Raw genomic sequence first — 4,907 nt, 5'->3', positions numbered from 1 at the left:
AGGCGGGGGCCTGAATATTTTCTACCGGAAATCGACTGCTCACGGTGTGTCCTCCATCATGGCCAGCCAGTATCGCCGGCCATTCGCGTACAGATAAAGCGCGGGCACGCCCTTTGTCTCATCGTCAGTCACCAGCACGTAACCCGCCGCATCAGCCGGCACATCCGCGGCTGTCGCAAAGACAGCGGCCGGGCTCTGGCTCAGGGCCAGTACCGCAAAATACATCTGCTGCATCTGCGCAACTATGGGCTCCGGTACCGGGGATGAGGTGAGAAGAAAATCATTGAGTGAGCCTTCTGCCCCGTCTTCAACATAAATCACCCCCAGCCTGTCGGACTGGTCAGGGGAAAAACATTTAACGATATAGTGCCCGGACGATATCTCAGCAGAATAGCGGCCTTCTTCATCCGTCTTCACTTCAGACGACTGCGCATAAAAGGAGTGTCGGGTGTTGCCCGTAAGCGTAAAATGCAGGGTGACGCCCCCGACGGCCGTGCCATCTGGTTTTTTGAAAACGCCGGATATTAACGCCATGTGTATACCCACAGGTCTCCCCGCTACTGTGCGGCTCTGGTTTTCTCAATGTCCCGTATCCCGGACAGCTGGTGATTCGCCTTGTCGATGGCTGCCAGCAGCGGCCTGATCCACAGCACAGCCTGGCAATACGTCAGGCTGCCGGCGGTAACGGCGCCAGAACGGGCTGCGTCAGCGACGCCGGGAGCGGCGTGCATTGCGCGGGTACGTAAACGGGCTGTGTAGTCGAGCAGCCCGCGAGCGATATCAGCAGGCACAGGCAAATCACAGGTTTTGTCACGGTGTAAAATCTCCCGGTATTCGATGACCGTTTTTTCAGCACCGGCATCAATCAGGGAATGGTTCCGGCGGGTGTGGTCGGCAATCTGGTTAAAGCGGTTCATGTTGAAAGCCTGGATGGCGATAACCTGCCGCTGGCCGTCGACATCCTTCAGGGCATCATCCGCACGCTTTTGCGCTTCCCGGTATTTGCTGTGGTAATGATCGACGGCCCACGATGATGCCAGACAAAATGCCACCAGCGTGGCGATAAGGTATCTGTTCATGTGCGCGTTATCTTTCCTTTACCTGTGTCCGCCAGGCAAAACTCAATCAGACCATTAGCCTCATTCACCAGCCCTTTAATCTTCGAAACATGGGCCGCTTTGACGCCTTTCCACTCGTTAAGCGCGGTACCAGACAGGCTGGCAATGCCTTTGTCGCACGTTAAGTCGGCGCAGGCCTGATTGAGTTCTTCCATCACGCTGACTTTACGGGGGTTAGCTGCTACACCTTTCGTCCAGTAGTCATGCAGGGCAGCGAAGCATTCTTCCTGATAAGAAATCAGCCTGTTCCGGATCGACGCTTTCACCTTGTTCGGGTTAATGCTGAACAGCCAGCCGTTGAGTTTGCGAAGGGGAATACACCCCATCTCGCGCAACTTTCCGTCAGCAGCAACCGTGGTCATATCACCATAGTTGAATTTTTCTCTATGAACCAAAAGCTTATGGTGCTGAGATTTCCAGTCCATGCCGATAGCCTCAACGACAGGCTTCATTGCAACATACTGAATACCGTGATTTTCAATGGTGGTCAGTGTGTCGCCCTTAAAAATAACGTTTGCTGTTACGGGATAATGCATAGCGTTTGCCTTTACTTTGAAATGAGCCTTTGCCGCAATGGAAATCAGCCCACCGAAGGCTCGCCAGCACTAAACTGACTTCCTCAAAGGCTCATTTCAAAAGGTCCGGATCCGGTGTGGTCAGATGCGCATTGCGGTGCACAGTGAAATTCAGATGTAAAAAAGCCCCGCTATCGCGAGGCTCAGGGTGTTTTTATCTTTCTGGCAGTATTTTATGCTTTCCGCCTGCGGAAACTATCCGCATTTTTCAGCAGATTATTCCGCCAGACTGACAGCACGTACCAGCACATCAAACGCATAGGGCTGACTGCCGTTCTCGTGCTTAATGATGGCCTGCACCAGCTTCATCATTAACCGGCTGTCGCGGGTGTCCACACGCTGGTCAGGTGAAACGCCTGTGGCCTGTGCCACACTGCTGATATAGGCCTGGGTGTCGTTCTCACTTGTTGGTGCCCAGCGATTGATAATGCCGGAAACCGTGTTGAGGCCATGCTTACGCTGATAGTTACGCAGAATGACGATCATCGCCCTGATGCCGTATTCAGGTTTAACAAACTGGCAGAATGATTTGTCCGTTCGCTGCGCTGCTGGCACCAGACCTTTCCAGTCATCACCCCAGCGAATGTTACCCGGGTTATTGTTGCGGATACCGCGAGGGCTATTTTGCTGCATTATCACCTCCGAAACGGGTGTTAATCACGTTCAGCACGAACCTCCTGAACTGCTCCACACCAATAAAACCGATGCCACCGCCGATAGCGACAGAAATGGATTTGGGCCATGCCATGTATTCCAGACCCGAGGCCACCGTCAGGGTCAGTGCGCCGCAAAGTAACCCTTCAAGGAGCATTTTTTTCCAGCCACCGCCGGTATAGGCAATTCGAAGGACGGCCATAACGAACGCCATAAGCACGGCACCAAAAGGCGTTTCTCCGCGCCACCAGCTCTGGAGTAATTCCAGCCAGTCAGGCCAGTTAGTGGGGTTATGGGGCATTTTCATAGTCTCTCACCTCGCCGGGCGGGTGCTGTGTGTTTAAGGGGAAGAAAAAAGCCCCGGTGGTAACCGAGGCTCAGAAATAGAAAAACCCGCTCAGTGGCGGGTTAGATTTGCATTAGGTTGAGCACTGAATGGTTAGCTACGGGGTTGCTACAAGGATATCAATACCACCCGGTGCTCAGCCGAATGCGCTTTCCAGTCACTCCGGGTTATCCCTTCTTCGCAGACTGAAAAGCCTGGTTGGAACGGCCAGCAGGAATTAAACCTGCATCATCAGCTCAATTTTAGAGGTGGAAAGCCGATGTAATAATCATTATACGATGGCCGCAAAGTTGCGGGTCTGGCATCCCGCTGGCGGCGTAGCTTTTCAGTCCTTCGCGCCCGGACTATTGCGTTGGTAGGCCAACATTGAGCAGGTCTACACTTGCCTGGTGCACTGTGCTGGAGTCGAACCAGCGGCCTTTGCCTCCGGAGGGCAACGCTCTATCCATCTGAGCTAACAGTGCATGGTGCGACTACCGGAATCGAACTGGTGACCTGATGATTACAAGTCAGTTGCTCTACCTGATGAGCTAAGTCGGCTTTGTCTGGACCGCTACCGGGGCCTCGAACCTCGCACTACAACATCGTGGTTGTCGCTCTTGCTGATGAGCTAGTGGCGGATGGTACACCGTACTGGATTCGAACCAGTGGCCTATTGCTTAGAAGGCAATTGCTCTATCCAACTGAGCTAACGGTGCTTTGGTGGCCCTTGCTGGACTTGAACCAGCGACCAGTCAGTTATGAGCCGACGGCTCTAACCAACTGAGCTAAAGGGCCGCGGTGCAAATACTACATAAGTAAAAACAACCACGCAATACCTGAGGTTTTTTATAGCGTTGACAGTAAAACGCACTTCCCAAACGCTCACCAGATACGACACCAAAAAAACTAGACCTTGGTATAGTCTCGCAAGAATGACGATTATCAAATTATGATCATTTTCAATATGTTATAAGATGAAGTAACTATACAAAAGCACAGCAAAACACACAAAGGTGCAGTCAACCACACACAAAGCACCGTAGCCTTTACTCTAACTAAGGAAGATCCATTATGTGGATGGTTCTTGACTCTTTGACGTGCCCGCGCACTGGCGCAGCATTTTCATGCATTTATAAACGTAACTATCCGAAGATGTTCATCTGGTATGAAAGCAATATCGCCCTGTGTCCTGGCGACAAAATTATGCCAGTACCAGCGAAAGGAGGGATTATCGTTAACGGCGAATTCAGAAAAATGACAGTGTACCATACCGCCATATTTCGTACGGAAGTGTGGGCCCGGCTTTATAAAGCCGTTAAATGTTCGGAAAAACCCGTAACCGGGAAGACAGACAGTCTGTATTTACCGGCAGACGTGAAGGATGCCTGAAGACCACAGCCATCACACTGCGCGCCCCGGGGAAGACCAGTTACAGCTTTGACAGCATATCAAACTGGCATAAAATATGGCTCATTTAATCGACTTTTGCAATACTTTGCTGCGAAAAGGCTGATTTTTGTTGTGATCGTGTTCTCACCACGCAAAGCAGTGCATCACTATCCATGCGCTTAAAAATGGCGCACATGTTACGCCAGTAATTGGCATAGTTATGATTCCAGTTGTCAGGTTTTACGCCGCACAGACTGGCAAGTTGTTGCTGCTGGTACACAGCTCGCCCGCTCAATGCTGATTTCACATCCTGCGCAGCGAGCCAAATGAGTTTTTCCAGCCGCCCGACGGTTTTACCTGCCACCTTACGCCCCCCCAGTCCGGCTTTGAACTCGGCCCACGCCCACTGCGTAATGCTGACCTGATACTCGAAACGGATGTTCTCGCTGTAATTCCAGAGCAGCCACGCTTTCTGGTGTTCATCGAGCGCCAGCACCGCCCGGCGCCATGACGCGGTAGAAAACTCAACTGGGCTCACAAGTGCAATTGATGAGCCTTTGGTGCGGGACTGCTGCCCGGGGATCGGCGGGTTACCCGGATTCACCATTCGCCCTGTCGCAGGGTCGGATACTTTCTTCCGCCCCCGGCTGCGCGCTGTCGCAGTAAACATCGCGTTCCCGACGAAGGCCACCAGCTGGCCTTTTGCTGAACCGCTCAAATCTGCGGTAGCGCGTTTCAGTGTTTCACGAATGTACTGCAGGTATTGATCGTTCATTATGCGGTCTCCACACCACTGCGCCCGGTCCCGGCAATCACCCCGATAGCCAGTACACGATCCAGGAA

At 52.5% G+C, this 4,907-nt stretch carries 7 protein-coding genes, 3 tRNA genes and 1 pseudogene; 1 reads left to right on the top strand and 10 read right to left on the bottom strand.

Features of this window, described 5'->3' with window-relative positions; genetic code table 11:
• Positions 1 to 39: 39 nt before the first annotated feature.
• The 9 genes and pseudogenes from VGM55_RS00735 to VGM55_RS00695 all read right to left on the bottom strand — a co-directional run bounded on the left by VGM55_RS00735 (position 40) and on the right by VGM55_RS00695 (position 3,470).
• Positions 40 to 534 (bottom strand): prophage tail fiber N-terminal domain-containing protein, encoded by a 495-nt coding sequence (locus VGM55_RS00735; protein ID WP_331634274.1) that lies wholly within the window; start codon positions 532 to 534, stop codon positions 40 to 42.
• A 23-nt stretch (positions 535 to 557) separates the two neighbouring features.
• Positions 558 to 1,079 carry a hypothetical protein gene (locus VGM55_RS00730; RefSeq protein WP_331634273.1) on the bottom strand — a complete coding sequence of 174 codons (522 nt, stop codon included), beginning with the start codon at positions 1,077 to 1,079 and terminating at the stop codon, positions 558 to 560.
• On the bottom strand, positions 1,076 to 1,654 hold the full coding sequence (locus VGM55_RS00725; protein WP_331634272.1) for a phage antirepressor N-terminal domain-containing protein: 579 nt from the start codon (positions 1,652 to 1,654) through the stop codon (positions 1,076 to 1,078). The genes VGM55_RS00730 and VGM55_RS00725 overlap by 4 nt, the downstream gene beginning before the upstream one ends.
• Positions 1,655 to 1,909: 255 nt before the next feature.
• The gene (locus VGM55_RS00720; RefSeq protein WP_331634271.1) at positions 1,910 to 2,326 is read right to left on the bottom strand and encodes a structural protein; all 417 of its coding nucleotides are present in this window, start codon (positions 2,324 to 2,326) and stop codon (positions 1,910 to 1,912) included.
• Positions 2,313 to 2,654: a phage holin, lambda family gene (locus VGM55_RS00715; protein WP_331634270.1), complete on the bottom strand. Its 342-nt coding sequence runs from the start codon at positions 2,652 to 2,654 to the stop codon at positions 2,313 to 2,315. The genes VGM55_RS00720 and VGM55_RS00715 overlap by 14 nt, the downstream gene beginning before the upstream one ends.
• Positions 2,655 to 2,892: 238 nt before the next feature.
• Positions 2,893 to 2,979: pseudogene (locus tag VGM55_RS00710) on the bottom strand.
• Between the two features lie 101 nt (positions 2,980 to 3,080).
• Positions 3,081 to 3,157: transfer RNA gene (locus tag VGM55_RS00705), tRNA-Arg, on the bottom strand.
• A gap of 157 nt (positions 3,158 to 3,314) precedes the next feature.
• Positions 3,315 to 3,391 (bottom strand) — tRNA-Arg (locus VGM55_RS00700).
• A 2-nt stretch (positions 3,392 to 3,393) separates the two neighbouring features.
• A tRNA-Ile gene (locus VGM55_RS00695) sits at positions 3,394 to 3,470 on the bottom strand.
• Positions 3,471 to 3,746: 276 nt separating this feature from the next.
• Here VGM55_RS00695 and VGM55_RS00690 point away from each other — a divergent pair.
• Positions 3,747 to 4,064, top strand: coding sequence for a hypothetical protein (locus VGM55_RS00690; RefSeq protein WP_331634269.1), 318 nt, complete (start codon positions 3,747 to 3,749; stop codon positions 4,062 to 4,064).
• Between the two features lie 85 nt (positions 4,065 to 4,149).
• Here the strand turns inward: VGM55_RS00690 and VGM55_RS00685 are convergent, their stop codons facing one another.
• Complete coding sequence (locus tag VGM55_RS00685; protein WP_331634268.1) at positions 4,150 to 4,839, bottom strand: bacteriophage antitermination protein Q; 690 nt, start codon at positions 4,837 to 4,839, stop codon at positions 4,150 to 4,152.
• Positions 4,840 to 4,907 lie beyond the last annotated feature (68 nt).

The sequence above is a fragment of the Cedecea sp. genome, assembly GCF_036500665.1.
In the GTDB taxonomy this organism is placed as follows: Bacteria; Pseudomonadota; Gammaproteobacteria; order Enterobacterales; family Enterobacteriaceae; genus Cedecea.
The sequence above is the reverse complement of the archived record's forward strand: the minus strand, read 5'-3'. Positions and strand labels throughout refer to the sequence as shown.